Origin of the sequence: Floridaenema evergladense BLCC-F167, assembly GCF_041929205.2 — a bacterium.
Taxonomy (GTDB): Bacteria; Cyanobacteriota; Cyanobacteriia; order Cyanobacteriales; family Aerosakkonemataceae; genus Floridanema; species Floridanema evergladense.
Map to the genome: position 1 here is coordinate 6,319,487 of NZ_CM171625.1, position 25,367 is coordinate 6,344,853.

The window sequence follows — 25,367 nt, forward strand, 5'->3', positions numbered from 1 at the left end:
TCAAATTCCCATAGCAAACACCTGGTTTGCCGTCAGGTTCAATTCTGGAAATGCAGGCGAAACAATGCGTTCACCACCACGAAACTGTTGAACTTGGTACTCACCGTCAATTAACTGATAGATTGAAAACGTAGGTTGTTTAGGAGTACCGATGTAGCGTTTACCACCCAGTCCTAGATAGTCCACAACCCAATATTCTGGGATACCCAATGCTTCATAGTCGATGAACTTGTGTCCGTAGTCATCCCGCCAATTGGTACTGACTACCTCAATCACCACTCGTACTGATTCTCCTTTTGTGATCGTAGATCGTTTCTTCCATAGTGGCTCATTCTCTAGAGCAGGCAGATCTAGAACAATCACATCGGGATTGTAGCCAGACTTATCTGTATCAACAGGTTTGACGATCGCTTGTCGGGGAATCAAATATGGCAGTTGCAAGCGTCTGATTTCTACGAATAGTTCACCAGCAAGAGTGCCTCCGACTTGTTCGTGCGTTCCGGTTGGCTGCATCTCAAGCACAACTCCATTCCACAGTTCGTAACGACCATAGCCATCTGGATACCAGTCCAGAAATTCCTCTAGCGTCATTAGTTGGGGAATTGCTTGAATCATTTACCCTCTGACCCTCTAATTGGATTTTGCACCATCTGCTTTGAGTATGTTAAGTGTTTACAGAGCATTTCTCAATAAAAGTCAAGTTAAGATTTATTTCCGAGGAAACGATCGGCTTGTATGAGTATGCCAAACTAAGAAAAATTACCGAACTCTAGGTTAAGCGCAGGGGCGAAATATGAGTATGCGATCGCAAATCCAGAAAAAACCTGTATCAAGTTCTTATTCTCCGCCTGCACAGAAAGCAACTTCCTGGCAGCGACCTTTCAGCGACCCAGTTCACGATCCAAAGCAAGACGGAACAGTACAATCAAAAATAGCTCCAGGTGCTGGCTTCAACTTATTGCAGATGAAATTATTTCCCGATACCCCAACACCAGTGCAAGCAAAGCTGAGTGTAGGCGCACCAGGAGATAAGTACGAGCAACAAGCAGACAGCGTGGCAAATAAAGTGATGACCATGCCTGCACCGGAACAAGAGGAACCAACTCAGCAAGAAATACTTCCAGAGGAAAAAAAAGAAGAGGAAGTCCAAACTAAAGCACTCTCCAATCCTACCGAAGAACCGAAAGAAGAAGAAGACTTGCCAGTACAAGCTAAGGCTGAGTCAGAGGGAAAGTCTTCCAATAACGGTAATTTGGAGAGTCAGTTGAATGGGAGTAAGGGAGGTGGGAGTCCTTTGCCAGATGAGGTGAGAGCTTTCATGGAACCCCGCTTTGGTGCCGATTTTAGCAGTGTGCGAGTGCATACAGACGGTGCAGCAGTGCAAATGAACAAGGAATTAGGCGCTCAAGCTTTTACTCACGGTAGCGATATTTACTATGGTGGTGGAAAATCGCCTGGTAAAGATGAGTTGACGGCGCATGAGTTGACTCATGTGGTGCAGCAGAATAGTGGAGCGGTGCATAAGTCCGCAATAGAAAAGGGGAGAGAGGCATCTTCAGCAGGAGTCTCTGGTGAACAAATCCAGAGGCAAGGCGGGAAAAAAAATAAAGACAGGGTAAAGGAAGCTAATCCAAATGTAGTTGACAATTCAAACGCACGAGTGAATGAGTTTGGACATAATTGGCAAGTAAGATCCTGGCGTGACCATATTCAGCAACTAAACTTAAAGTGCAAACCTGGAAGTGGAGGAGGAGGTTCTACGGAAACTGGCAAACAGATTTTCCGATTGCAGAATTCTGATGAGATAGTCAACGATCTAAACGGATACTGGAGGCATCAACTAGCGGGAGGCGGCTACGCGAATGTGCAAGGACAACAAGATAACAACAATGAACAAACCCATTTTTGGAACTCAGAGTCAGCGAGACAAAAGGCTTTGGGTCAGTAAAGTCATTTGTGCCCCAGGACGACACAGTGTCGCCGATCCAGTAGGTTGGGTTTCGTCCCTCAACCCAACCAATCTCCTACAATGCTTCTAAAGCTAAATTTTTATTTGATTATCAAAGAAAATCATGACGGAACTCTTACAAAAAGCTTTCCAAGAAGCTCAAAAGCTTGCCGATAATCTCCAAGACGAAATTGCTCAACAACTGTTAGCAGATATTGAGAATGAACTAAAATGGCAGGAAACTTTAGCAAATTCCGATACTAATCTCGACATTCTCAAGCAAATGGCTCAAGAGGCATTAATTGAAGACCAAGAAGGTAAAACCGAAGAAAAAGGTTTTGGTGAGGAGTGATGAGATCGTCTAGAACTAGGGATTTTCGGCAAAAGTTTGCGGAATTACCACCACGAATAAAGGAAACTGCCAAAAAGAATTACGAACTCTGGAAACAAAATCCATTCCATCCCAGTTTAGAATTTAAAGAAGTTAAGCCCAAAGAAAACATTTGGTCAGTCAGATAGGCATAGGATGGTGTGCTCTGGGAGTAATAAAAGCTGACGAAAAGAAAATAGTATGGTTCTGGGTAGGATCGCACGCCGAGTATGACAAGATTCTTGGTACAAAATAAAAGAGCGATCGCCGATCTTGTAGCAACTTTATTAAAAGTGCGTGGCGTAGCCTGCCGTAGGCGTATGGCGCTAATCTCCTTAATTTCCTCGAATCAAATAGCGTACTTCTTCAAGCAAAACGTTAAATCTTTGATCGTTTTCTGCGTGTCGTTGCTTCGTTAACTCTATCTCTTCCGCAAACTGATCCATTCTTCGTTGATTTTGAGCGGCGACTTGCAACAATGCTTGCGCTGTTATTCTCAAGCTATCTACGCTATCTTTGATTTCGGTAATGCTTTTTCGCATTTCACCCACACTTGATGCCAACTCATCAAGCATTTCATCAGTCCAACGTTCTACTGCCATTATATCTTTTACATCTTCTTGATGTTTCTCTACTTACTGCTTTATATTTTACTGTGCGATCGCTGATCTTGTAGTTCAATTAAACTAACATCAATTTGGTTTAGGTGGTACTTCAATGGGTGACAATTGCTCTACATTGGTAGGTGAGGGTGATGCTGTTCCGGGTGAAGTTGTTCCCGGTGAAACTCCGGTTCCGGGTGAAATTATTCCAGGTGAAATTGTTCCTGGCGATGATGTTTGAGGTTTGCTTAAAGTACTTGGTTCAACTGTTTCAATTACAACTGATTGGGTTTTTTCTTCACCAGCTTTATTCCTCACTTTTAAGGTGATTGTTTGACTGCTGGGAGGTTTACTTAAGGGATAAGAAAGATCTCCTTGAGGTTGAACACTACTTCCCAAAAGTTCAACTTTAATATCTTCTCCTGACTCTACTTTCCAAGATAAAATCGCATTGGCTTGTTTTCTTTCTTTGTTGATCGGAAAGATTATTTTTCCCTCTTGATTAACATCTCGACCGTTGACTTTAAAGTAGACAATATTAACAGGTGTGGGAGGTTTGGGGGGAATAGGTTTAATTTTGATAGTAGGTGTATTTTTAGTAATTTCTGGTTCTGGGGTTCCTTGCTGGGGAATAACTGTTAGTTTGAAAACGTAATTACCAGTTTGTTGAGCATCTGTAGGGACGTTTTTACAAACTAAGTTTGTTGTTAATGTACATCCAGTAGGTAAAGTGTTAATTGGGTAACGTTTTAGGGGACTTGCGATCGATCCATCTAAAGCCAAACCTACAAGCGTTAATTCTTTAATATTGCTGGCATTACTAACTTCCCAATTTAAGAGAATTTGCTCATTTTTAGCTCTTTCATAAAATGGTTGCGTAGAAGATAATTCTGCGATTTTTGGGACAGGTAAGGGTTTAATCGTAATAGTGTTAGTTTCTTTAACCTGAGCAGGTTGATTTTGATTAGCTTGAGAATATACTTCGATTTTATAAGTAAACTTTCCGGCTTTAGTTGGAATTAAAGGGATATTTTGGCAATTTAGAATAGATAAATTATTAAGTGGTGCAATCTTAGCAGAATTATTTTGGTTAAGATTTGGAGATGAAGTTTCTGGAAAATAACATTGCCTTAAATCAAAAGTGTTTTTTGTGACTGAACCATCACTTCCCTGTTCTATAAGTTTTACTTCTTTAATTTGGTTAGGATTACTGATTTTTAAATTCAGAAGGACTGGTTCCTTTGCTTCATAGCTAGTTTTATTTAACGATAATTCTTCAATTTTTGGAATAGGGATAGGCGGTGCTGGACGAATAGTAATAGTATCAGTTTCTTTGGAGTCGGAAGGTTGAGTTTGGTCTTGTTGAGAAAATGCTTCCAGTTTGAAAGTGTAAGTCCCTGCTTTTGTAGCGTCTGTAGCGACTCCTTGACAAATTAGGATATCTTGGGAATTGTTAAAATTTGGTTGTAGCTGCAAATTTTGAGGTTGAAATTCTTGAGGGATACATTTAATAAAAGTCTTTTTAACTGGTGGTTCGTTACCTCCTTGTTGAGTTAAGGTTAGAGCTTTTAGTTGGCTGGCGTTAGCTATTCTCCAATTAAGAATAACTCTCTCTTTCAATGCTTCTTGATAAATCTTTTTTGTTGCAAATATATTAATAATTTTTGGGGTGGCTATAGGCTTAATTGTCACCGTATCCGTTTCTTTAGAGTCAGAAGGTTGATTTTGTCCTGGTGAATAAAGTTCTACTTTAAAGGTATAAGCACCTGCTGTGGTGGTTTTTGTCGGTACAGTACAGTTAAGATCGCCTTGCGGAGATTGTGGACAAAATTTTTTCAATTCATTGTAGTCATAACTAATGATTTCGCCTACTCCTTCACGACTTTGGGGAATAATTTTGACATTTTTAAGTCTGTTAGTATTTTGGAATTTCCAATTTTTAAATTGCCAATTACTAATTTGAAAATTTAAACTAATTGGTTGTCTATTAATTTCTGCATAAATACTACTAACAGGTTTAAGTGTGTCAATTTTTGGTTTGACTAATAGTTGTTGCCATAGGAGAAATGCACCGATCGAGATTATTCCCAAAGCTAACAATATCAGCAGGAAAAGCGGGAGCAAAAATTGCCACCAAGGACGCGGTTCCCAGATTAATGTTCCTTGAGGTAATTCTTTAGGTAAGGCTGGCGGTTTGGCGGTTTCAGGTAGTACTAATAATCTGTAATTTTCCACTCCAAGGTTAAAATTAAATTCCTTTCCTTTCCCCCAAAGTGGTCGATTCCACCACTTGCGAGGTTGCACTTTTAAAGGAATATTATTAACGTATCCTGGTAATAATTCTACTGGGGAAAATTCAGGAGTATAGGCGAATAGTTCTTCGCGATCGCTGGCAAAAATTACAACTTCTCGTCTAATATTTCCTTGATTAAATAACTTAACTTCAAATATGCCCGGTTGAGATGGTATTTTAAGTAAAAATGGATTTAATTCTACTTTTAAAGTATCGTCAGGAAAAATTTGCAAATAAACTACATCTAGCAATACTAAATCTTCTTTATTGCTAGATATGACGCGAATGGTAGGAAAGTAATTGCTTGCTAAAGTATATTGTGGTGGATGCAAAAATAAACTAATTTCACCTGTACTATTTGGCAAAAGTTCTAAACCATCGGTTTCTTTTACTGAACCTGATATTTCTAAGCGACTTTCTGGGTAGCGAACAGTAAACCAATCTGGTGTTAATTCTGGACAAGTTAAATAAAAGCGATCGACTCTTTTAGAACGATTTTCTACTATAACTTTTATATTTAATTGTTCTCCGGCTTTCAGCGGATAAGGATTAGCAGAACTGGTGAAAGGTTGTAAAGTAAATGTTGGTTCGTTTCCCCATTCAGCATCTTGGTCCGATCGCAAAACTCGGAGTTGTTGCGGACGGCGAAAAACTTTATCTGGGTATTGAGATTGAGCCTCTATCAGAATTTCATAATTGTACAAATCTGGTGTTGCTTGTTGAGGTACTTCAAAAGTTAAAATTACTTCTCTGCTTTGTTTTGGTTCCAATTTTAAAGGATTTGATTCGTTAAAAATACACCAAGAAAGTAGAGGTTCGGATTTTTCATCAGTAGCAGCAATCCAAATATCAACATCCGCTTTTTTATCACCTAAATTTTTCACAGCGACGCGACGTTTAGTAGTAGTTCCCCGTTTAACTTCGTTCGATCCGGGTAATAAATCTTCTATGAAAAGAGGGTTATTTGCAACTTGCATTGTCCTTTACCTTTTCTCGGTATAATCTCACTCGGTTGTTATCGTCACCAATAGTAATAAATAAGTCATTATTTATGGCTTTTATGTCAACGCTGTTGAGTGTTGTATCAGGTAAATTAGCAATAATTTTCCCTGTTTGGTATTTAGGCGATCGCATAATTTCATCGATCGACCAGAGCATTACCCTACCATCATCTCCCGCACTTGCTAAGTAGCAACCATTTTGGGTAATTGCTACCGAACGAACAGATTGAACGCGATAATTTTTATCTCCATTACGCCATTGTGCAAGTTTAGCATTGCTACATTCTAACGTCTGAAAAACATTTCCAAAAGCATCTTTTTCTGACTTGCGATCGCTATCTCCGTTCAAGTCGCTCTGATTATCAACAATACATTGGCGTATTATATCCATGTTCCACAGAGTAATGTAGCCTTTATTATCAGCAGTTACCAAGAAATTTTTCGCGTTAGTTGTTTGAGCAATATTTTTATTTGCTTCAGCTATTGTCAGACTTGTTATGTAATGATGCTGACCGATAACTGGGTCAAATTCATTGTCTTGTTTCCAATCAAGCCAATCATATTGAAGATTGTATATTTTTCTACTAACCCAATCCCAAAAAGCTAACTTATTAAATCGTCCTGCTACAACAACAAGGCTACCTGGCTGATTTAAACTTTCACTCACGCCTAAACTTAAAGCTGTAAATTTGAGTCCAGCTTCATCTTTGATCTTTTCTGTATCCACATTCCATTGGCGAATATAGCCGCTACCATGAGCGCTGAATAAATAGCGAGAATCAGAAGTAAAGTCTAGGTCGAAAACGCGATCGTTCTTATGATTTTGTTTGTACAAAGTCTTTTTCATCTCTCTTGATGAAACATCCCAAAGTTGAATTTCTCCTGTTTCTAAACCCGCTGCAACTATATAATCTGGTTTTGGTCTTTGACTAATGACACGCACTGCTTTTTTAGTTTTTTCTTGTTCGTTTACAATCCCTTGATATCCCAAACCGCTACTATTTTGTAACAAACTATTATCCACTTGCCAACGGCGAATTGTTTGATCGCTAGAGCCACTAATTACTGTACCTGCAATCCCAATTAAACGCACGGAGTTGACGGGACCTTCATGGTAAATTGGTGGATTCAAATATCTCAGTAACCAAAGCAGTAATAACAATAAAAGTATCCCGACAAACTGAAGTAAAAAAGGAACGATCGGTAAAATTTGTAATTCCAAAACTTGGCTGCTAGGGTGAGGACGAATTTCGCTACTAAATTCTTCAGTATCAGGATTAGTTAAAATCGGTGATACTTCAAATAACATTCGTTTTTTCATCCCTAACAAATGTCGTTGCTTTTTAGTTACTAAATACATTGGTTTGGTTTCACCTGGAGCAAGTTTTATTCCATCAGGAATAACTAATCCGCATTGTTTCTGGTCTTTTTCAGAAATTTGAAGATTGACTTGCTGAGGTAAATTACTCTTATTTTCAAATAGCAATTCATAAGTTGCAAATTTAAGTTTTTTACTAAAAGTTTTGCCTTTTCTAGGGGGAATTACTTGCAGTTTATTATTACAAATAAATTCTACTGTTCCATGAGGAAGAATTTCTAAAACTCCTCTTTCATGAGGAGTATGGCTACTATTATCTGAATTAGCTTCGATCGCAAAATCGTATTTCTTACTGAAAGTTTCGGCATTTATGGGTGGTTTGCACCAAAAGCTAGTTTTTTCAGAGTCGCCTGCATCTATTTGCAAGTTTCTCACAGTTCCTTCTTTCATCCATTCGGGATTTAACCCGGAAATGGTAAGTCTAACATTGGTAAATTTTTGACTTAAATTGTAGGCTATAACCGGAATTTCAACAAGATTACCCGGATAAACTTTAAGTTCTTTCATGATTAGATAAATTCTTAAAGGTTTCCGAGCTTTTTGAATGGTAAGTTTAATTTTTTGGCTAGTAAATATACTGGCAAATTCAACAGAAAAAACTCTTAATGTTAAGTCAATGGTGGTGTCGTATACTTGAATCGGTGATTTGGTGATTACTACATGAAATTTTGTACTTGCTCCTGGGGGTTTTTTCACGCAAACTTCTGGGTCTAAAGTATACCATTTAAAGTTTGAATGGGTATCAGCACCCGGAGTCGATAGTTCTATTTGAAAACTGGTAAATTCTTTGCTTTCGTTAACAACAGTAACGTCGAATTCGTTCTCGCCATTGGTATTTTCATCAGCGGAGTCAGCGGCAAGATCTGGTATTAATGTTAGTTGTTTTTTAGAAACTATAGCTTTGACAAAGTTTGGCATTTTCAAAAAATATTAATAGATTTTCAGGGTTATTGTAGCAATTGTGTCATTTGTCGCCGACACCAAGCGAAATGCAAAATATTAATTCCCAATTCTTGAGCGGTACGAATATCATTGCGATCGAGAGAAAGTTCATCATCTATTCCCCAGGCTGATAGTAAATTTCCGATTACTAAAATAATTCCTCCTCCGCTCTGAATTTCTATTGATTGTTGATTAATATTTGGCGGTATAGCAAACAAAAAAGGCTGGGTTCGCAATGGATGATAACGGCTCATCTCTTGCCAGGATAGCAAATCTATGTCTAGTTTGTCTGTAATTATTTTATGAATGTTGTCTATTAAAAAGGAATTATTTGTAGGTGTTTCTATTAAAATTATGCCACCTGTTTTTAAGTAAATGCTGAGGGTATGTAATTCTTCTTCATTCAGATTAACTACCTGCCAATCTGCGAGGAAAAATAAGTCATAATCTACGATCGCTCTTTTGTTTTGTAAACTTACTTGTCCGATTTCTGCTATTCCTTGCAAAGCCGGATAAAGTGATGATGTCGATCGCATTAAGTAGGAGAGGTTTTCCCGGTCGCGATCGCTCAATTTCTGCATATCGCTATTGTACCAATCATCAGCATCACTGTATTTCATCAAAGCCGCATTTACAACAGCTTCAGGTCTAGCTTTTGCCAATAACCGATAACGTAAATCAATATCATTAACTTCAGGAAATAACACATCTTTCGGCTTTTGCAATTTAACTACACCAGGCTGTAATTCAATGCGACATAATTCAATTTCCTTTTCATTTGGCGGACTAGTTTTTTCATCAAACCTAAACCATTCTCTCAACACTTCAATATCTTGTTTGCGTTCTGGATTTTCCGGTTCCACAAAACTAACCACCAAATAAACTGTTAAAGTTCCAGTAGTAGGAGGTGCAGTAGCAATGCGAAATTTCCGGTTAACAGATGGATTAACAATTATGGGATTTCCTTCTATATCAATGGCAATTCCCGGTTGAATTTCCAACCAACGTTTATCCCGAAATTGTGCAGGTGCTTCTTCAGGAGGCTCAATCAATTTTACTCCCAATCCACAAACAATTCCTGGTTGATTAAGCGACTGATAATGAACATTTTGACGGCGACGATGGTACTCATGAGCCATTAGCCAACGTTTCGCATTCATCATCAAACTGTCATAAACATGAAGGCGATCGAAAGGTTCAATACTTGGTGAAGAAAAAGATTTATCATTCATAATTAAACACTTTGTAATTATCAAACAAACTTAGCAAGTACCTTTGCTACCATCAGGCATAATTGCACCGCATAGATTAGTAGTAATACTTAACTTAATTCCATTTAATCTTGCTCCTTTAAGGTCAGCATTTCTTAAATCTGCGCCGCTCAAATCTACATCACTTAAATCAGCATTATTTAAATTAGCATCAATGAGAATAGCATCAGTTAGGTTGGCACCACTGAAGTTAACACGGCTGAGATTAGCTTCTTTTAAATTAACACCACTCAAGTCAGCACCACTCAAGTCAGCACCGCTTAAATTAACGCCGATGAAATTAGTTCCTTGAAGCTTAATTCCTCTAAGATTAACATCTTGGAAATTAACTCCTGTAAGGTTAGCACCTCTGAGGTTGGTGCTACTTAAATCTATTCCTCTCAAGCTGATATTAAATAAGTTAGCACTTGCCAAATTTGCTCCATTTAAATTAATTCCTGTTAGCTCGGCTTCTCTTAAGTTAGCACCTACTAAATTAGTATTGCTTAAATTAACTTGACCAAGGTTAGCTCGACTCAAATTAGCTTGATTGAGGTTGGCTTGATTCAAATTAGCTCCGCGCAAATCTGCACTGGTGAGGTTGGCATTTTTTAAATTAGCACTAACTAAATTAGAATTCCTTAAATCGGCAATAAATAAGTCAGCTTGCAGCAAGTTAGTATTGCTTAAATTAGCTTCACGCAAGTTAGCTCCATTCAATTTAGCACCGCTGAGATTCGCCTTTTCTAAATTGATATTGCTGAGGTTAGCTCTATTAAGATTAGCTCCTGCTAAATCTGCTTCTTTCAAATCTCTAGTGCTAATTTTTTGATTTACCAATTCCCAAACTGTGCGCCATTTTCTATCAATAAAAGTTTCATAGTTGATTTTACTATCTTTTAAATTAGTTCCTCTTAAATCAGCGTCTTTTAAATCTGCTGTGCTGAGGTCGGCTCCCCGCAAGTCGGCATTCTGCAAGTTAGCATTCCGTAAGTAAGCACCGCTCAAATCGCTATTTTTGAGATTAGCGTTACTAAGATTTGCTCCCCGCAGGTTAGCATTTCGCAGGTACGCACTCGTTAGGTTGGCGTTACTCAAATTACATCCGGGACAGTTTCTAGTTTCCCTTAATCTTTTAATAATTGGGGAATCTTGAGCTAAAACTGAGCTAGATAGACATAGTAGTAGAAGCGTGATGAATATTCTTAGGTTCATTGTTAAAAAATATTGTGCTTCATCAGCAACCAAGGAGATTTTGCTATATTTTAGTTTAACTTGGATTGAAAAGAAGTCCTCAATATATGAAATGTAAAATTTTTTAAATGTATTATTTAATGTTGTTAAATTTGCAGTGCTATCCTGTCGTGAGTATACTAAGTATTAGTAAAAAGGCAAGGTTATGAAAAAGATTTGGAAAAGTCTTGTTAGCATTACTACTTTTTCTATAAGTATTGTTTTTTCTTCTACTGTTTGGGGAGTCAGGAATTATCAGAATGTGTTATTTAATACTCAGTCTTTAGACAATGAATTAATATCTCAAGCACAGTCGAATGAGTTTAATTATAAGGATTTTAAATTTTGGGCTTCTCAATGTATTGTGTTAGAAAGGGAAGAAAAGTATGCTGAAGCTATAGCGGCTTGTGAAAGAGCGATCGCGCTACGTCCCAAGGAGAGAAATATCGAAATTTGGTCAGCTAGGAGTCATGCTTTATTAAAATTAAAACGCTATGGAGAAGCGGTTGCTTCTTACGATTTATTATTACAAAGATCGCCTAAAGATTCTCTAGCTTGGACTCGACGTTGTGCAGCATTGCAAGAATTGGGAAATTTTGAAGAAGCAATTACATCTTGCGAACAAGCTTTAAGAGTTGATGGAAATTGGGGAAATGATTCTCCGGCTGTTGCCTGGTACAATAGGGGTTTAGCATTTAGGAAATTAAACCAAAATGAGGATGCTTTAACTTCTGTTGAACGAGCTTTAACAATCAATCCAAGTTATTCTGTAGCTTTAGTAGAACGTTGCGGAATTCTATCAGATTTGACAAGATATGAAGAGGCGATCGCAGCCTGCGAACAAGCAAAAGTTAGTAACCCAACTATTGCTTTAAAAAACATAGCTTTAGCACAAGAAAAATTAGGAAAAATAGCAGAAGCGATCGCCTCTTACGAACAAGCTTTAGCTATCAATCCCAATGATGCGATCGCTTGGACTAATCAAGGTATTTTGTTAGAAAAATTGGGGCGAAATGAGAAAGCACTTACTTCTTATAATAAGGCAGTACAAACTAATCCTAAATATTCTTTAGCTTTATTAAATCGATGTGCTACATTAAACCGAATTGGCAACTATAAAGAAGCACTTTCCTCCTGCGAAAATGCCTTAACAGGAGATGGAATTTGGGGTGATGCAAATCCGGCGCAAGCATGGAATCAACATGGTGGAGCGTTAATAGGATTGAAGCAGTATCAAGAGGCGATCGCTTCAGTTGAAAGAGCGATCGATCTCAATGCTAACTTTGCCGAAGCTTGGAACAACAAAGGCGTAATATTGTGGCATTTAGGAAAGTACCAAGATGCTTTAGCTTCCATTGAAAAATCCTTAAAAATTAACCCTGAATCTAGTCAAACTTGGTTTAATCAAGGAACAATCTTTAGCACTATAAAAAATTATGATTTAGCACTTGAAGCTTATAACACAGCTTTACTAACTGATACTAAATTAGCTACCGATAAACTCACTTGCGTTGATATTTTAAATGATAAAATTGCAGCACCTTTAAATTTAAAACTATATGAAAGTCTAGTTGACACCGCCAAGAAATCCTGTGCTAATATTTTAGCCAACAGAAGTGTAACCCTTTGGAAATTGAAACAGTATGAAAATGCTCTTTTTTCCACTAATCAAGCTATTCAACTTAACCCTCAATCCTTTGAAGGTTGGTACAATCAAGGAACTTTATTATTGGATTTGGGTCAATACCAACAAGCGCTACAAGCATACGATCGTGCTGACAGCATCAATCCCAATAATGTTTATGTCTTGACTGGGAAAGGGTTAGCGTTTCAAGGACTTGGTGAAGATCAAAAAGCTTTAGAAGCCTTTGAAGCCGCTTTAAATATTAATCCTAATTTCGAGCTTGCCCAGCAAAAGAAAGATAATTTGTTAGAAAATCTAAAAGTAAGATTGAATCAAAGTTGACTAATTACTAACTGAAAAATATGAACAGCGAAACACATACAAAATTTAAATTTGTTTTGCCAAAAGGTTTAGTAGATAATCAAGGCAAAATTCATCGGCAAGGAGTAATGCGTCTAGCAACTGCAAAGGATGAAATTTCTGTACAAAAAGACCCGTTGGTGAGAGAGAATCCAGCTTACGGATTTTTAGTAATGCTATCACGAACAATTACCAATCTGGGTGAACTATCAAAAATAACACCTGAATTACTAGAGGAACTTTTCACGCTTGATTTAGCCTATTTACGGGAATTTTATAATCGAATTAATCAGCAAGAAAGTGCGTCTATTCTTGTACAATGTCCTCAATGCAATAGTCAATTTAATATGGAGCTTACTCTATCGGGGGAGTCGAAAGCTACCCCTTAGATCGACTACATGAGGAGGTAGCTTGTATAGCATTCTATTTTCATTGGTCTTTAGAAGACATTTTAAATTTAGAACACTTAAGTCGTCGGCGTTGGTTAACAGAAATTCGTAAAATCCGTAATCTATGAAAACAGCGTTTTTTAGCTTTTCATCAACAACTTAAAAAATATCCTTATTTTTAGTTTTCACCCGTTCATACAACTCTTCCATCACTTGAATAAAAGAAACATCTTCATGCCAAAAAGCCGGAAAATCTCCCTGTTTCTTAATCAAAATAGCTGGTAAACTAGACGAAGAAATTGGCTCAACCTTTGCAGGTAATCGCTTACTCCCCAACCAAAATTGCGATCGGAGGTTTCTTAACTGTGTTAGTTCCTAATGCAAAGAAAACTCCGGCGATTAATCCACAACCGATCGCTGAGAACAGCTTCAATGCAAAATAATCTTATAACATCGGCTTATCCTCCAACTAATTGCCTGATTTGATTACGAGCAGAAGCGATCGAATCTGCTAATTTTTGTCCCCCATACTCATCATTTTCTACATGAACAAAGGTAATATCTGTAATCCCAATAAACCCAAAAACGCTAACAAGATAAGGGTCATGATGATTCATTTTCTCGTAGCGTCCACCAGGTTGAAAACCGGAATCTCCTCGTGCTTCGATGATAAACATTTTCTTACCTTGCATCAGAGGTTTGTAAGGATGTGCAGAATCATCTGGTTCAAAGGCAAAAGTTCGTCCGAGTCGTACAATTTGATCGATGTAAGCTTTAAAGGTACTAGGAACGCTGAAATTGTACATGGGAACGCCGATAACGTAGATATCAGCTGTTAGGAATTCGTCTACTAGTTGATCGCTAATCCTAATAGCTTCCCATAGTTCAGGTGTACGTTGTTCGGGTGGAGTAAATGCCGCTGCAATCCAAGGTTCATCGACATGGGGAACTGGATTGCGCCCAATATCTCGATAGGTAACAATATCACCAGGATGGGTTTGTTTCCATTGTTCCACAAATTCTCTAGTGAGACGACGAGAGTGCGATCGTTCACCACGCGGACTAGAATCAATGTGCAATAGATGAGCCATAGTTACCCCTCCAATCGATTACCCTTTCAGCTTAGGGAAGTGAAGAGGATGAAACTATCTGATTCTTGTGCAACTATCAAAATCTTGCGGTCAGTTTTTCGGCTTTTTATTACTGACAATCCGAAAGTAAATACAATCAAAACTAGATGCACTGGGAAAAGCATGATGAAAAATCCCGTTACCCATCAAGTTGAAACCCTGAACTTGCCCATCTTGTCAAGTCAAGCGCAGGGTTGGGAAAATATACTGGTTGAACAATTTCAACATCCGCCAGGAGAGGGAAATTGTCATTACAGTGACGAACATACAATTTGTCTATCTCTAGCACCCCGTCCAGTGCGTTTGCTGCAAATCCGGGGAGGTAAAACTTATGCTGGACTTTACGGCAAAGGAGACATTTCGATTACGCCTGCTCAAATGCCGTTTTTCGCTCGTTGGGATTCAGAAGATAACTATTTGCAGATTCGGATTACTTCTCGATTTATCCAGCAAGTTGCAAAACAAGCATTGTCCATGAATCCAGATCGGTTGGAACTACTCCCGGAATTTAAAACTCGCGACCCACAACTCGAAGCGATCGGTATGATGTTACTAAATGAACTGAAACAGGGAAATACAGGGAGCAAACTTTATATTGAATCTTTGGCAAATGTTTTGGCTGTGCATTTACTCAGAAATTACGTAGTAGATAAACCTGTGGAGAAGATTTATTTGGGGGGATTAACAGAGCGTCAAATTTTGCCAGTCTTGGATTACATTAACGAACATCTGCATCAAGATATTACGCTTGCTGATTTAGCGACTCTGCTGGGCATGAGTCAATTTCATTTTAGCCATCAATTTAAGTTAGCGATCGGCACAACTCCCTATCAATATTTACTTCAACAAAGAATTGAACGGGCAAAGCAGTTATTGAAACAAAATAATACTTCAATTACAGATATTGCTTTGATGTGTGGGTTTAATAGTCATAGTCATTTAAGTAAACAGTTTCGCCAGCTTACCGGAATTACTCCAAGAACTTATAGACTGCAATTCAGCCTTTAAGGAAGTGAATCCGATCGATCGCGTATTGGGTCAAAAAACCATCACTTTCAATCACAAATTAATAAATTCCCCCAAAAACGGGGGAATTACTAATTTTTTACAGCGTTAAAGATTGGGCATCATTTTCAATTAATTTTGCCAAATCTTGTAAGAATGCGGCAGCATGAGCACCGTAAATAATCCGGTGATCGGCGGTAATATTTACTTGCATTTGCTGTTTGACTCCGAACATTCCATCAGCGGTTGCTACTACTTGGGGACGGGCAGCACCGATCGCTAAAATTGCTCCTTGTCCTGGTGGTAAAATTGCATCAAAACGGTCTACACCAAACATTCCCAAATTGGAAAGGGTGAAAGTTCCAGAGTTATATTCTTGGGGTTGTAATTGTTTGGCGCGAGAGCGATCGACCAAATCTTTCCAACTACGCGACAAGGAATAAATATCTAACTTGTCAGCATTTTGCAACACTGGCGTAATCAAACCACCATCATCCATTGCCACTGCAACGGCAACATTAATTGCTGAATTATACTGAATTCCTTGTTCAGTATAACTAGCATAAAGCAATGGGTGTTTTTGCAATGTCACTGCCACCGCTTTAGCTAATAATGCTGTCATCGTTACACCTTTGGACTTAATCTGTTTGTAGAGTTTGTCCAAATTATCAGTAGTAATGGTATAACCAACGTGGAAGGTAGGAACTGTTAAGCTGGCTACCATGTTCCGCACCACCGCATTTTGCAGCGTGGTAAAGCCTACCACTTGACCGGGAACTGCCGGAAGTGCAGGTGCAGGTGCAGGTCTAGCGGGTGCGGGTGCGGGTGTAAAGGTGGGAACTGTAGGTGCAACGGCTACGGGTGCGGGTGCTTTTCCGGCTGCGGCTTCTACATCTTCTGCTACAATTCGACCGTGAGGGCCGCTACCTTTGAGACTATTTAAGTCTACTCTCAGTTCTTTGGCTAGTTTCCGGGCGCGAGGAGAAACTACCAGGCGATCGCCACGACTCGCTGCACCATTGGAAGTTTCTGCTACTACAGCTACAGGTTCCGCTTGCTTTGCAGGTGCGGGAGTTGGTGCAGCAACAGGGCTAGTTTTGCCTGCTGCTTGTTGCTTGGCTGTTTCTATTTCGGCTTCGGTTTCTGCGACTAGGGCGATCGCTGCACCCACAGGCGCAACTCCGCCCGCTTCTACAATAATGGTGGCTAAATATCCTTCATAGAAGGACTCTACATCCATATCTGCCTTATCTGATTCCACCACCACCACTGTTTCGCCTTTGTCAATTTTGTCCCCTGGAGATTTTACCCAGGAAACAATCTTGCCTTCGGTCATTGTGGAACTGAGGGCGGGCATGAAAACTTCGTGAATCATCGCTAATTCTTAGTTGTTAATTACTAATTGACATTTGTCATTAGTCATTTGTCATGGTTTTTAACTAATGACCAATGACTAATGACTTTTATTCCTAAATATGACCGCGAATTTCTTCTACTACTCCATCTCGTAGCAGAATTTCTACCTGCCATTTATCCAGTAAATTGTCTCCCAAATTCAGAGTAAAAATGCTCTCGATCGTGCCTTGACTCACTTCTTGTTCGAGTTGCAATAATTGCACTTGTTCGAGTTGTTGCAGAGATTGATTTTTCTGTTCTAGCAATTCACTTTTTCTTTGATTAATCCCACTTTGAAGGCTATCTATTTGTTGCATTATTTGGGGGCCAGGTGGCTGAATGCTTTGCTTTTGCAGATCAGTAATTGCCCTTTGTCCTTGAATTTCTAACTGTTGAAGTTGCTCATTAATCTGATTGATCTGTCCTTGGAGTTGTTGTTGTGCCTCTTCCTTCCAACGATCGGTCACAATGGCTTTAATGTTAACTGGGCGCTTTAGTAGGAGTTGAGCTTTGGGGATTTCCATGACTAAGTTTAACTTTTATTGTGGTTAAGGAGCGATGTTTCATCAGCCGAAGTTAAAGGAAAATTGCAAATCTATTTAAACTTTTAATTTGCATTTTTACCTGCAATGTGCATTTTAATTGTTCAAGGCGAAAGAGTGAAATAGGCTGTTTTCTACTTCACCCTTGCTTTTGCCTTATGCTGGGATTTACCCGACAATTGCAGCGTAAACCCTCATAACTTCTCACTGATGTTTTTAGAACATCCCGTCGATCATATCGCGATAGCGTTCCATCACGACAGGTCGGCGGACTTTCAATGTTTGAGTTAACATTCCATTTTCGATCGAAAACGGTTCCTCAAGCAATCTGAAAGGGCCAATGCGATCGTCAGGACGGAAACCGGGACGGTTCTGCACTTCGCGAGTCAGTTCTTTGCGGAATAATTCCTGAACAATCTTACTATCAAATGTGATTTGTTCTTGGGCAGCGGAGAAGGTTTCGTTAAGTAAGACTAATTGTAAGTTTTGCGAAGCTGCCCATTGCTTGAGAGCTTCGATGTTTGGCACAATTAGAGCACCTAGCGATCGCTGATCCTGCCCTACTAGCATAATCTGATCGATATAAGAACTACGCAAACAAGCATCTTCAATTGGTTGAGGTTCAATATTCTCGCCGTTAGTCAGAACGATTGTATCTTTCTGTCTTCCAGTCAGCACCAAATCGTTATTTTCGGTTAACCATCCCAAGTCACCGCTATCGAACCAACCTTCGGGGTCGATCGCTTTTTTCGTAGCTTCCGGGTTCTTATAATATCCTTGCATCACCTGTGGCCCCCGCAGCAACACGATCCCAGTTTTCCCCACAGGTAAAGCTTGGCGAGTTTCTGGATCGACTATTTTCGCCTCCGTACCGGGAATGGGTTGTCCCGCAGAACCTCTTAAATTATGCCAATAACGACGGGCGTGAGTCACGGGGGAAGTTTCGGTTAAACCATATCCCACCAAAATTTCTAACCCAACAATTTGATAGAAATTTTCCAAGTGCATCGCCAGAGAACCACCACCACTGATAAAATACTTCATTCTGCCACCAGTAGCTTCTCTGACTGTTTTATATACTAACTTTTCCCCTAAAAAATGCAAGGGCCAATAAATAATTGCTTGCAGTCCTCCTAATAGTTTTTCACCCAATGCAGGTGGATGAGGTTTTAATCCTAAACCTTGCCAAATTCGTTTTCCTTGAATGTGCCGTAGACTAAATTCCAACAGGTTATTAACTAATTTTTGCTTATTCTCTGGTTGTTCCCGGAATTTCTTTTGCACGCCTTCATAAACTGATTCTAAAAGTCGCGGAACACCGATCATGTATTGAGGTTTAAAGTCTTTGAAGTCTTGTTTAATGTAGCGAATAGTAGTGTAAATTTGGTGGCAACCTTGAGACAGAACAAAATATTCCGCAGTCCGCCCAAAAGTATGCCAAGTGGGAAGAATGGAAAGGGCAATATCTCCGACATGAGGTTGGATAATTGCGCCCAAGGTGGTAAGTTGATGCAGTAAATTTCCGTGAGTTAATCTTACGCCTTTGGGTTTTCCGGTGGTTCCAGAGGTATAAAGTAAAGTGGCGAGGGTGTTGTGATTTTGCTTAATTAGTTTTAACTCTTGAGATGCCCCATCTGCCATGACTTGTGAAAAGTTGAGAACTTTAATTTCTCCGAAACTTTCCAGTTTTTCATCTGTGAGTAAAACTATCAGTTGGATGGGGAATTTCAAAAGCCGATCGCCTAATTTTTTCAGCGTCTTTACATCTTCTACTACTAAAACCGTACTACCGCTATGCTCGATAATATACAATAATTCTTCTGTTTCCGCAGCGGAGGAGCGCACTACATCTACTCCCCCAGCCATCATAATCCCTTGGTCGGCAATCATCCACCGATAACTATTGTCAGAAATTAGGGCGACACGGGGCGGATCTCCAGAATCATCGCTTTCTACTAATGACAATAAGCCATTGGCTTGCAATCCAGCTGCAAATTGCTGAATTTGCTGGTAAAGTTGGGGATAGGTCAGTACAATCTCTGGTTTACTGTGCGGATCGTGAAGTGCGATCGCATTGGCGAATTTTTGGGCTGCGATCGGCCAAATTTCCGGCAAAGATTGGGCAAAAGAGTAATCTACAACGAGTTTCAGCTTTTCCCGTTCTAGATCGGACATTCTGTAAGAACTGAGAGCACTAGCAGAGTTTTTCATAGTCATTTCTTTAACCACTTCCGCTTTCACCTTAACTCTTAGGTTAAATATTTTAGCGATTAACTGTGGACAGAATCACTTTTGTCTGGGCAAATTCCCGATCGTTCATGCACAAACCCGCTATTGTTTAGCTTAGCTTATATAATTCACAAGTAATTCAAAATCCATTTTTGCACCGTTCTCCAGGTTTTTAGCTAAAAATAATAAAGGAGAAATTTTTATCAAGGGGCTATGAATATGACATTAACAGATTGTCTATTGCTAACTTTAGTAAACACCATCATCTGCATCACTTTACCCAGAGCATTGGCATTTGTCAAATCGAATCAAGCTGAAAGCTCAGTTAATGTAAATTAATGTAACAAAATCAACAAACATACGACTAAAGTCGTTACAAAAGACTGGTAATAAATTTGGTTTGTTGTGAGGACTTTAGTCATCGTTTAGTTATTTTGTTTCTCTCTCCATAAAGCGCGAACTATGCGAATTTCTCCATAGCTATATTCTTCTTCAAGATATTCGTAAATTGGCTTTAACAATTCAGCATTACCAATTTCTTGCATTGCTTTCCAAATAACTTTTTGCCGTTCGGGAGAAACTAATTTATCTATATCTACCGTTTCCCCCATTTCCCACAATTCTGCTAAATGTACGAAAATTGTACTAGGTTTGAGATTGCGTTGTTGGGCAATTTCTTCAACATTCAAACCCTGCTGAAATAAGTGTAAACTCATTAATTGAGTTGTCGATGGTGCTGGGGTTTCAATTTTCCCGTTATCAGTAGCTACTGATAAACCTTTTTCTTGGCGATAAGCGCGAATTTCTTTTAAAAAAACTGCCCCATATTGGGAGAGTTTACTGCTACCAACTCCTGACAATTCTCCAAATGCTAATAAAGTTTCGGGTTGAACTTGCGCCATTAATTTTAAAGTTGAATCATGGAAAATTACGTAAGGAGGAACGCCTTGATCGTCAGCTAGTTTTTTCCGCAGCGCCCGCAATCTTTCATATAATACTTCCATCCCGGCTTTTTTCAGGTTTTTCTCTTCTTGTGTTACTTTCTTTTGCGTAGGAATTGCGAGAAAAACTTGCCGCTGTCGGCGCATGACTTCCCAACTTAACCCATTAAGTTTGAGGATAGCATAACCATCTGTGCTTTGTTCTAATATACCTTGGTGAATTAGCGATCGGCCCAAAAACTTCCACTCATCAGCAGTCTTATCTTTACCAATTCCATAAGTAGAAAGTTCATGATGTTTATTCTGTAAAATTTTCTGATTTTTAGAACCTCGCAAAACATCAATAATATAATTCATCCCAAATCTTTCTTTACATCTAGCGACACAAGAGAGAAATTTCATCGCTTCAATTGTCCAATCTTCCGTAGGTTTTGGATGGCAACAATTATCACACTTACCGCAATTTCCCGCAAAATATTCCCCAAAATAACTTAATTGAATTGTCCGCCGACAATCTGTTCCTTCAGCATAATCGATCATTCTCCGTAACTGTTGACGGGCAATTTTTTGTTCTTGTTCGTCGCTTTTTTGATCGATCGCCCATTCAATTTTTTTGAGGTCGCCATAACTAAAATAAATGGTACAATCAGCAGGTTCCCCATCTCTGCCCGCCCTCCCTGCTTCTTGATAGTAACTTTCGATATTTCGAGGTAAATCGTAGTGAATTACTAACCGCACATCCGGTTTATTAATTCCCATACCAAAAGCAACGGTAGCAACCATTACTTGCACATCATCCCGGATAAACCTTGTTTGATTAACGCTGCGTTCTTCATCACTTAAACCTGCATGATAAGGCAAAGCATTCACCTCATCTTTTTGCAATCTCAAGGTTAATTCATCAACGCCCTTGCGACTGAGACAATAAACAATTACCGCACCTTTAGCTTGCCGAATTTGTAATAATAATTCTGTATAACTGCTTTTAGCTTTGGGACGAATTTCGTAATAAAGATTTTGTCGATTAAAACTCGCAATGTGAATAAAAGGATTTTGTAAATGTAACTGTTGAATAATATCTTGGCGAACTCTTTCGGTAGCAGTAGCAGTTAATGCCATTACTGGCACATCTGGATAACGTTGACGTAACAATTTCAATTGCCGATATTCAGGACGAAAGTCATGTCCCCACTCAGAAACACAGTGCGCTTCATCAATAGCAAAACCTGCAATTCCTACTTGATGCTGCACTAAATCTAAGAATGGTAAAAACTTTTCACTTAATAACCTTTCCGGGGCAACATAAAGTAATTTAGTATGACCATTACGAATACTTTCTTCTCGATGGCGCACTTGCCAACTATTTATACTACTATTCAGAAAAGTTGCGGAAATACCATTATTTCGTAATGCTTCCACTTGGTCTTGCATCAGAGAAATTAGCGGCGATACTACCACTGTTAATCCCTTTTTTAACATGGCTGGCAGTTGAAAGCAAAGAGATTTGCCACCGCCAGTAGGCATAACAATTAATGAGTCTTGGTTTTTTAAAGCTTGTTCGACTATTTGCTTTTGTCCGGGCCGAAAGCTATCGTAACCAAAGTAGTGTTTGAGTGCCTTTTCCAGGGAGGGAAACTGGGACATGATTTAATCAGTAGTGCGCTGATGCTAGGAATATTGTATAACCATCGCTAGACAGGGATGATTCGATCGACGATTAGTTTATCCTAATAATTGTACTGGCAATTTAGCAAGGGAAAAATCACTTATGCCGAAAGCTGTTTGGAATGGTGCTACTTTAGCAGAAAGCGATCGCACAGAGGTAGTAGAAGGAAATCATTACTTCCCCCCCGACACTATCAACAAAGAATACTTCAAAGAAAGTAACACACACACCACCTGTCCTTGGAAAGGAGTCGCCAGTTACTACACTATTGAAGTAGACGGACAACAAAACGAAGATGCTGCTTGGTACTATCCCCAAACTAAAGATCGTGCTAAAAACATTGAAGGATATGTGGCATTTTGGAAAGGTGTGAAAGTCGAAGCATAGTTTTATAAAGAAAGGCAGAAGGAAGTTATAAGTTTGTAGGTGTTAGTTTAGCAGATGAATCTGCAAGCACTCTAGCCAAATTAACCATAACTGCCATTACCTCAAAATTTTTTCATAAAAAGCGATTTCCAGAAAACTGAAATCGCTTTTTTTTCATCTTAGCTACAAGGAATCCTATTTCCCAATACCCGATCGCTAATTTCCCTTTATTCTGCTAAATCCAGTTTTAATCGAAGCTACACTTTTAGGTCAGTTGCTGCTAAAATCTTTACCACTAGTTCAGTAATCTGTTGAACTTGCCTGGGATTTACAGTTGATGTTGGTTCGCTGCGGAAAAAAATCTGCTATACTCATTTACTGTATAAATCTGTTATTATATAGATTCGAGCGGATGTGGCGGAATTGGCAGACGCGCCAGATTTAGGTTCTGGTTCCGCAAGGAGTGAAGGTTCAAGTCCTTTCATCCGCATAAAAATTTAATTACTTCGATCGCATCTGTTTAAGTAGTCATTAAACCCTGACAAAATCAGCAGCAGAAAATTGACTTGCAGAAAATTCCCGACTTCTGGCAAAATTCGGGAATTTAAAGCATCCATTCCAAAACAATTCCTATTCGATTATCCTTTCTTTGCCTAGCATTTTGTTTTTGAATATCTGTAGATAAGCGAATATTTTCAGTTAAAGCATAACCAACAGAAATAGTCGTCAAACCCACCTCTTCGCTAGTACCAGGAGAAACCCAACTTTGAGTTAAAGAAATATCACCTGCGCCAGTGCGAGAGAACACAAACAACAACTTTGCACCAACATTTACACCACTAGTATCGTATCTGTCAGTTTCTATGCGACGATAGCCGATTACTGGGGCAATATTAATATAACCACCCAAGGGCAAGATATAGTAACGTAAATCTCCACCATAAAGAGAGTAATCACCATCAAAGGAAGTGTTATATTCGCCACTTACAGTTAATCCAGTTTTCCCCAAAAATATATCTTCTACCCCTACTTTAATTCCTGATGAGCGATCGTCCGAAGTATACTGAGAATAACCTAACCTTAACCTGGTGCGAAAACTTGGATCGTTTCTAATACTCTCCAAAACATTAGGAACTTTCCGCATCCAACGCCGCAAAACCGGACTATTTTCCATAATTTCTGGACTTAAATCTAAATCTCTCGCTGACGAGTTAGGCGTTGCTGGTTCTGGAGTTTGGGGAGTGGATTGAGGTTCGGAGATTTGTCCCCAAGTAGGTGTCGCTACCAGAGTTAAGCAACCGCTAATTAATAGAAACCAGTAATTTAATTTCATCTTGTGTGGATTTTTACCAAGTGGCTGGAGATTTATAAGAACATAGGATACTATATCATTGCCAAAAAAACGGTTCCGCTATTGGCAGAACCGTTTTAATCAAGGAGCAACTAATGAAAGCTACTTGACTGTTCCTTGCAAAGATGTAACATCAATTGGTTTCATGAAATACAACCTCAAGAATTGCCAACCGTTAGAAATATACAGAGGTAATTTCCGCAATAATTGCAGGAATTTTGGCTGATTGGAGTTTGCGATCGCAGTTAATTTTGCATTATTCTGAACGCATACATCCAAACGCTGATAAAATTCTGGATTATCCACATCCAAAATTACCGGGAACACTCTACCAGCTGTTTCATTGGTCTTTTCAATCACGTAAATATCATAATCCCGTGCATTTAGACCAATTGCAGCATAGAAATCAGCCCGCTGAATGTCGTTGAGGTACATGGTAGCAAACACCGACAACAGGAAGAACCGACACCAGAGTTTCGCCTTCCAATCGTTCAAAGTTTCCGGTTGTGCTCTCATTACCGCATCAAAGAAGTCACCGTGACGGTTTTCATCCTGGCACCAGTTTTCAAAGAAACGGAAAATGGGATAAACTCGGTCTTCAGGATGAGCTTCCAAGTGGCGATAAATGGTGATATAACGCCAGTAACCAATCTTTTCGGAAAGGTAGGTGGCGTAGAAAATAAATTTTGGTTTAAAGAAGGTGTATTTCCGGCTTTTTGTCAGGAATCCTAAGTCTAAGGATAGGTTAAAGTCAGACAGCGCCTTGTTGAGGAAACCTGCGTGACGCGCTTCATCCCGTGACATCAGGTTAAAGCATTCTGCCAAAACCGGACTTTTATCTTTTAAGCGTCTTCCTAGTTCCTTGTAAAGTAGGAATCCTGAGAACTCAGCAGTACAGGAACGTTCTAGGAACTCAACGAACAACCTGCGAGTTTCCCCGTCGATGTGGTCCCAGGATTGTTCAAATTCTGCATCCCGGACAAAGTGATGACGATTATAATCAGCACGGAACTCTTCTAAAATCGCTCTCAGTTCGTCTTCGTTGGGTGAGATATCCATCCGCGCCATTTCGTCAAAGTCGGTGGTATAAAACCGAGGCGTGAGGATGGTTTCTTTTGCCGGAACTTTTATTCCCGGACGTAATTCTTCAAAACTGGGTTTCTTAAGGGAATCTACCATAGGTGTCTCTATTTTTTGATCTAGTTAAGATCGATCGCTGCCGATAATGCGACGCTTGTTATGGGCATGGGTTTTAGTCTACCAAGCTATTGGCTGGATTAGATGAGCGATCGTATTAAGACTTGCAACAATGTGTCAAGGTTTGTTACAAAAAGTCGCTATTCAAGAGATAT

The 25,367-nt window shown here is 39.2% G+C and carries 20 protein-coding genes, 1 tRNA gene and 2 pseudogenes; 9 read left to right on the top strand and 14 right to left on the bottom strand.

Translation table 11 applies throughout. From position 1 onward, the window contains the following. Window positions 1–615: a Uma2 family endonuclease gene (locus ACE1CA_RS30075; protein WP_413278042.1), complete on the bottom strand. Its 615-nt coding sequence runs from the start codon at window positions 613–615 to the stop codon at window positions 1–3. Between the two features lie 178 nt (window positions 616–793). Between ACE1CA_RS30075 and ACE1CA_RS30080 the strand changes: the two genes are divergently transcribed. From ACE1CA_RS30080 to ACE1CA_RS30090, 3 genes and pseudogenes are all read left to right on the top strand, one after another. Next, window positions 794–1,948 carry an eCIS core domain-containing protein gene (locus ACE1CA_RS30080; protein ID WP_413278041.1) on the top strand — a complete coding sequence of 385 codons (1,155 nt, stop codon included), beginning with the start codon at window positions 794–796 and terminating at the stop codon, window positions 1,946–1,948. 124 nt (window positions 1,949–2,072) lie between these two features. After that, complete coding sequence (locus ACE1CA_RS30085) at window positions 2,073–2,300, top strand: hypothetical protein (protein ID WP_413278040.1); 228 nt, start codon at window positions 2,073–2,075, stop codon at window positions 2,298–2,300. Next, window positions 2,300–2,574: pseudogene (locus tag ACE1CA_RS30090) on the top strand (ParE family toxin-like protein). Before ACE1CA_RS30085 ends, ACE1CA_RS30090 begins: the two are co-directional and overlap by 1 nt. Window positions 2,575–2,653: 79 nt before the next feature. On the opposite strand, the gene ACE1CA_RS30095 reads toward ACE1CA_RS30090, so the two are convergent. The 5 genes from ACE1CA_RS30095 to ACE1CA_RS30115 all read right to left on the bottom strand — a co-directional run bounded on the left by ACE1CA_RS30095 (window position 2,654) and on the right by ACE1CA_RS30115 (window position 10,999). Next, window positions 2,654–2,920: a hypothetical protein gene (locus tag ACE1CA_RS30095; protein WP_413278038.1), complete on the bottom strand. Its 267-nt coding sequence runs from the start codon at window positions 2,918–2,920 to the stop codon at window positions 2,654–2,656. Window positions 2,921–3,010: 90 nt separating this feature from the next. Next, a complete protein-coding gene (locus ACE1CA_RS30100; RefSeq protein ID WP_413278037.1) occupies window positions 3,011–6,190 on the bottom strand; it encodes a COG1470 family protein in 3,180 nt (1,059 codons plus the stop codon). After that, window positions 6,174–8,510: a hypothetical protein gene (locus tag ACE1CA_RS30105; RefSeq protein ID WP_413278036.1), complete on the bottom strand. Its 2,337-nt coding sequence runs from the start codon at window positions 8,508–8,510 to the stop codon at window positions 6,174–6,176. The genes ACE1CA_RS30100 and ACE1CA_RS30105 overlap by 17 nt, the downstream gene beginning before the upstream one ends. A gap of 29 nt (window positions 8,511–8,539) precedes the next feature. Then, complete coding sequence (locus ACE1CA_RS30110; protein ID WP_413278035.1) at window positions 8,540–9,766, bottom strand: DUF4159 domain-containing protein; 1,227 nt, start codon at window positions 9,764–9,766, stop codon at window positions 8,540–8,542. A gap of 30 nt (window positions 9,767–9,796) precedes the next feature. Then, window positions 9,797–10,999, bottom strand: a complete 1,203-nt coding sequence (locus tag ACE1CA_RS30115; RefSeq protein WP_486517590.1) for a pentapeptide repeat-containing protein — start codon at window positions 10,997–10,999, stop codon at window positions 9,797–9,799. 184 nt (window positions 11,000–11,183) lie between these two features. On the opposite strand from ACE1CA_RS30115, the gene ACE1CA_RS30120 reads away from it, so the two are divergent. The 3 genes from ACE1CA_RS30120 to ACE1CA_RS30130 are packed head-to-tail and all read left to right on the top strand — an operon-like array spanning window position 11,184 to window position 13,518. After that, on the top strand, window positions 11,184–12,983 hold the full coding sequence (locus ACE1CA_RS30120; RefSeq protein ID WP_413278033.1) for a tetratricopeptide repeat protein: 1,800 nt from the start codon (window positions 11,184–11,186) through the stop codon (window positions 12,981–12,983). A gap of 20 nt (window positions 12,984–13,003) precedes the next feature. Then, window positions 13,004–13,390, top strand: coding sequence for a phage tail assembly protein (locus ACE1CA_RS30125; RefSeq protein WP_413278032.1), 387 nt, complete (start codon window positions 13,004–13,006; stop codon window positions 13,388–13,390). Between the two features lie 26 nt (window positions 13,391–13,416). After that, the gene (locus tag ACE1CA_RS30130) at window positions 13,417–13,518 is read left to right on the top strand and encodes a DUF6760 family protein (protein WP_486517988.1); all 102 of its coding nucleotides are present in this window, start codon (window positions 13,417–13,419) and stop codon (window positions 13,516–13,518) included. A gap of 31 nt (window positions 13,519–13,549) precedes the next feature. On the opposite strand, the pseudogene ACE1CA_RS30135 reads toward ACE1CA_RS30130, so the two are convergent. Both ACE1CA_RS30135 and ACE1CA_RS30140 read right to left on the bottom strand, forming a co-directional pair. Continuing rightward, a pseudogene (locus ACE1CA_RS30135) lies at window positions 13,550–13,735 on the bottom strand (SWIM zinc finger family protein); the annotation flags it as partial. A 113-nt stretch (window positions 13,736–13,848) separates the two neighbouring features. After that, the gene (locus tag ACE1CA_RS30140) at window positions 13,849–14,481 is read right to left on the bottom strand and encodes an FMN-dependent NADH-azoreductase (RefSeq protein WP_413278030.1); all 633 of its coding nucleotides are present in this window, start codon (window positions 14,479–14,481) and stop codon (window positions 13,849–13,851) included. Window positions 14,482–14,646: 165 nt separating this feature from the next. Between ACE1CA_RS30140 and ACE1CA_RS30145 the strand changes: the two genes are divergently transcribed. Further along, window positions 14,647–15,528, top strand: a complete 882-nt coding sequence (locus tag ACE1CA_RS30145; protein WP_459563613.1) for a helix-turn-helix domain-containing protein — start codon at window positions 14,647–14,649, stop codon at window positions 15,526–15,528. A gap of 97 nt (window positions 15,529–15,625) precedes the next feature. Here the strand turns inward: ACE1CA_RS30145 and ACE1CA_RS30150 are convergent, their stop codons facing one another. The 4 genes from ACE1CA_RS30150 to recQ all read right to left on the bottom strand — a co-directional run bounded on the left by ACE1CA_RS30150 (window position 15,626) and on the right by recQ (window position 22,276). Next, window positions 15,626–16,900: a dihydrolipoamide acetyltransferase family protein gene (locus ACE1CA_RS30150; protein ID WP_413278028.1), complete on the bottom strand. Its 1,275-nt coding sequence runs from the start codon at window positions 16,898–16,900 to the stop codon at window positions 15,626–15,628. 94 nt (window positions 16,901–16,994) lie between these two features. Next, complete coding sequence (locus ACE1CA_RS30155) at window positions 16,995–17,444, bottom strand: YlqD family protein (RefSeq protein WP_413278027.1); 450 nt, start codon at window positions 17,442–17,444, stop codon at window positions 16,995–16,997. A gap of 234 nt (window positions 17,445–17,678) precedes the next feature. After that, window positions 17,679–19,673, bottom strand: coding sequence for an AMP-dependent synthetase/ligase (locus ACE1CA_RS30160; RefSeq protein WP_413278026.1), 1,995 nt, complete (start codon window positions 19,671–19,673; stop codon window positions 17,679–17,681). A gap of 443 nt (window positions 19,674–20,116) precedes the next feature. Then, window positions 20,117–22,276 (bottom strand): DNA helicase RecQ, encoded by a 2,160-nt coding sequence (gene recQ / locus ACE1CA_RS30165; protein ID WP_413278025.1) that lies wholly within the window; start codon window positions 22,274–22,276, stop codon window positions 20,117–20,119. A 124-nt stretch (window positions 22,277–22,400) separates the two neighbouring features. Here recQ and ACE1CA_RS30170 point away from each other — a divergent pair, with 124 nt between their 5' ends. Beyond that, window positions 22,401–22,685 (top strand): DUF427 domain-containing protein, encoded by a 285-nt coding sequence (locus ACE1CA_RS30170; RefSeq protein WP_413278024.1) that lies wholly within the window; start codon window positions 22,401–22,403, stop codon window positions 22,683–22,685. Window positions 22,686–23,072: 387 nt separating this feature from the next. Then, window positions 23,073–23,154 (top strand) — tRNA-Leu (locus ACE1CA_RS30175). Window positions 23,155–23,268: 114 nt separating this feature from the next. Here the strand turns inward: ACE1CA_RS30175 and ACE1CA_RS30180 are convergent. Together ACE1CA_RS30180 and acsF are read right to left on the bottom strand one after the other, a co-directional pair. Further along, a complete protein-coding gene (locus tag ACE1CA_RS30180) occupies window positions 23,269–23,997 on the bottom strand; it encodes a hypothetical protein (RefSeq protein WP_413278023.1) in 729 nt (242 codons plus the stop codon). A gap of 120 nt (window positions 23,998–24,117) precedes the next feature. Further along, on the bottom strand, window positions 24,118–25,194 hold the full coding sequence (gene acsF / locus ACE1CA_RS30185) for a magnesium-protoporphyrin IX monomethyl ester (oxidative) cyclase (protein WP_413278022.1): 1,077 nt from the start codon (window positions 25,192–25,194) through the stop codon (window positions 24,118–24,120). Between the last annotated feature and the right edge of the window lie 173 nt (window positions 25,195–25,367).

Coding starts and splice junctions, on each gene's coding strand:
- ACE1CA_RS30075 (WP_413278042.1), bottom strand. CDS start 615: ATGATTCAAGCAATTCCCCAACTAATGACGCTAGAGGAATTTCTGGAC.
- ACE1CA_RS30080 (WP_413278041.1), top strand. CDS start 794: ATGAGTATGCGATCGCAAATCCAGAAAAAACCTGTATCAAGTTCTTAT.
- ACE1CA_RS30085 (WP_413278040.1), top strand. CDS start 2,073: ATGACGGAACTCTTACAAAAAGCTTTCCAAGAAGCTCAAAAGCTTGCC.
- ACE1CA_RS30095 (WP_413278038.1), bottom strand. CDS start 2,920: ATGGCAGTAGAACGTTGGACTGATGAAATGCTTGATGAGTTGGCATCA.
- ACE1CA_RS30100 (WP_413278037.1), bottom strand. CDS start 6,190: ATGCAAGTTGCAAATAACCCTCTTTTCATAGAAGATTTATTACCCGGA.
- ACE1CA_RS30105 (WP_413278036.1), bottom strand. CDS start 8,510: ATGCCAAACTTTGTCAAAGCTATAGTTTCTAAAAAACAACTAACATTA.
- ACE1CA_RS30110 (WP_413278035.1), bottom strand. CDS start 9,766: ATGAATGATAAATCTTTTTCTTCACCAAGTATTGAACCTTTCGATCGC.
- ACE1CA_RS30115 (WP_486517590.1), bottom strand. CDS start 10,999: ATGAACCTAAGAATATTCATCACGCTTCTACTACTATGTCTATCTAGC.
- ACE1CA_RS30120 (WP_413278033.1), top strand. CDS start 11,184: ATGAAAAAGATTTGGAAAAGTCTTGTTAGCATTACTACTTTTTCTATA.
- ACE1CA_RS30125 (WP_413278032.1), top strand. CDS start 13,004: ATGAACAGCGAAACACATACAAAATTTAAATTTGTTTTGCCAAAAGGT.
- ACE1CA_RS30140 (WP_413278030.1), bottom strand. CDS start 14,481: ATGGCTCATCTATTGCACATTGATTCTAGTCCGCGTGGTGAACGATCG.
- ACE1CA_RS30145 (WP_459563613.1), top strand. CDS start 14,647: ATGAAAAATCCCGTTACCCATCAAGTTGAAACCCTGAACTTGCCCATC.
- ACE1CA_RS30150 (WP_413278028.1), bottom strand. CDS start 16,900: ATGATTCACGAAGTTTTCATGCCCGCCCTCAGTTCCACAATGACCGAA.
- ACE1CA_RS30155 (WP_413278027.1), bottom strand. CDS start 17,444: ATGGAAATCCCCAAAGCTCAACTCCTACTAAAGCGCCCAGTTAACATT.
- ACE1CA_RS30160 (WP_413278026.1), bottom strand. CDS start 19,673: ATGAAAAACTCTGCTAGTGCTCTCAGTTCTTACAGAATGTCCGATCTA.
- recQ (WP_413278025.1), bottom strand. CDS start 22,276: ATGTCCCAGTTTCCCTCCCTGGAAAAGGCACTCAAACACTACTTTGGT.
- ACE1CA_RS30170 (WP_413278024.1), top strand. CDS start 22,401: ATGCCGAAAGCTGTTTGGAATGGTGCTACTTTAGCAGAAAGCGATCGC.
- ACE1CA_RS30180 (WP_413278023.1), bottom strand. CDS start 23,997: ATGAAATTAAATTACTGGTTTCTATTAATTAGCGGTTGCTTAACTCTG.
- acsF (WP_413278022.1), bottom strand. CDS start 25,194: ATGGTAGATTCCCTTAAGAAACCCAGTTTTGAAGAATTACGTCCGGGA.